This window comes from Endozoicomonas sp. SESOKO4 (assembly GCF_024606275.1).
The window spans coordinates 1-2,009 of the sequence record NZ_JAHHPS010000529.1; the positions used below are offsets into that span (position 1 = coordinate 1).

2 protein-coding genes are annotated in these 2,009 nt (G+C 49.3%); both read left to right on the forward strand.

Going from position 1 to position 2,009, the window contains the following annotated elements; translation table 11 throughout:
- Nucleotides 1-227: hypothetical protein (locus tag KDK16_RS10330; protein ID WP_257275992.1), on the forward strand; the 227-nt coding region annotated here is incomplete at its 5' end.
- 399 nt (nucleotides 228-626) lie between these two features.
- A complete protein-coding gene (gene ltrA / locus KDK16_RS10335; RefSeq protein ID WP_257275994.1) occupies nucleotides 627-1,877 on the forward strand; it encodes a group II intron reverse transcriptase/maturase in 1,251 nt (416 codons plus the stop codon).
- Nucleotides 1,878-2,009: the final 132 nt, after the last annotated feature.

The window sequence follows — 2,009 nt, forward strand, 5'->3', positions numbered from 1 at the left end:
CTTTGGAGAAGCTGAACCAATGGCAGAGTGACACATCGAGAATAAGCTTCACTGGAAACTCGATGGTGTGCCACAGGCACACGGACTGGCTGCATAAGGATAATGCAACAGAACTGTGGCTAAGCTTGGGAGGAGATGGTGGTATGGCCCACCGAAGTCTACTGTCGGAAGTCGGCTTCAAACCACTTCAAGCTGCGTGCATTAAGAGTGCTCGTGGTGAGCGTTGAAGAGACGTGCACCGATCAGGTGTGCAGGTGAGGAATGAGAAGACGAGTTATCGAACCCATGATGACGCATCGTAAACCAGAGATTCGACATCAAAAGCCAGCAGCGTCTAAGGTTGGTGATCAATTTACAGGTTGCTCCGAAGGCCGTGTAAGTGGTGTCCGGTGTAAAGTGGGCGTGATCTCATTCCAGGCTCCTCTCAGGAACTGTGGGAACCAGTCGTCAGACTGCCAAGGGAGAAACGCAAGTCATCAAAGTGATAAGCGTGAGAGTACCAATGTCTGGCACTGGGGCGGAACTGCCCGTATTAGTGTAGAAATACTTGTAATGAGTATGGAGCGAAGGGGCAGTGTTAAACGGTATCTGTCGGGTATCCAACTGCGAAAACAGGAGGAGATATCGTGACAGGTACACATCGATTCAACATCGACAAATGGCAAGTCGTCAAAGCCTATCAGTTGGTGAAAGCTAATAAAGGGGCAGCGGGTATTGACAGGGAGTCAATGGCCGAGTTTGAGAAAGACTTAAAGAACAACCTATACAAAATCTGGAACCGCATGACAGCAGGGAGTTACTTCCCTCCTGCTGTCAAAGCGGTCCCCATACCCAAAAAGTCAGGGGGAAAACGGTTACTGGGTATCCCAACGATATCCGACCGAATAGCCCAGATGGTTGCCAAGCTCTACTTTGAGCCTTTGGTAGAACCATTCTTTCTCAGGGATTCCTATGGGTACAGGCCGGGTAAATCGGCAATTGATGCCATACGTGTTACAAGAAAACGATGCTGGCATCAGGACTGGGTTCTGGAATTTGATATCAAAGGACTGTTCGACAACATTTCACATGAATTGCTGATGAAGGCGGTGAGCAAACACACCCGCTGCAAATGGCTGTTACTCTACATAGAGCGGTGGCTGAAAGCGCCAATGATCAATGAGAGTGGTGAGTGTATAGAACGTACACAAGGCACACCTCAGGGAGGTGTTATCAGTCCGGTGTTAGCAAATCTGTTTCTCCATTACGTATTCGATAAATGGATGCAGAAGCACTATCCGCATGTGAAATGGTGCAGGTATGCAGACGATGGGCTGGCGCACTGTCGAAGTGAAGAAGAGGCTCAGGGTATGCTGTCGGCACTACGGGACAGGTTTGCAGAATGTGGACTTGAGTTGCATCCTGAGAAGACCAAAATTGTCTACTGCAAGGATGGTTCTCGTAAGGGGCAGTCTCAACACACCAGCTTTGACTTTCTGAGTTACACCTTCAGGCCGAGGTGGGTGCTGAACAGGAAACGACAAAGTCTTTTCCTCAGCTTCTCTCCAGCAGCTAGTAGGGGTGCGCAGAAGGCAATGATCAAGAAGATCAGGATGTTGGGTATCCGTAAGCGAACAGATTTAAGTCTTGTTGAAATAGCCAGATGGATTAATCCAATCCTGACGGGTTGGATCAATTACTACGGTTGTTTCTATCGATCGGAGCTGTACAGAGTCTTCCGACAGGTTAACAAAGCGTTGATCTGGTGGGCGAGGCACAAGTACAAAAAGCTACAGAGACGAAAGACGAGAGCGGGCAGGTTTATGGAAAACATTGCCAAATCTCATAGCTATTTGTTTGCCCATTGGCGGGCAGGAATGAGGGGGTCGATGGTTTAGCGGGAGCGGAATGAGTCGAGAGGCTCACGTTCCGTTCTAGGAGGGGCTGTGGGGGTAGTTCCCACGGCCTACTCACCTTGCGATGAGAGAAGACGAGTGTCGCATCCGAAGAAATGACGGAGCAGAAATTTT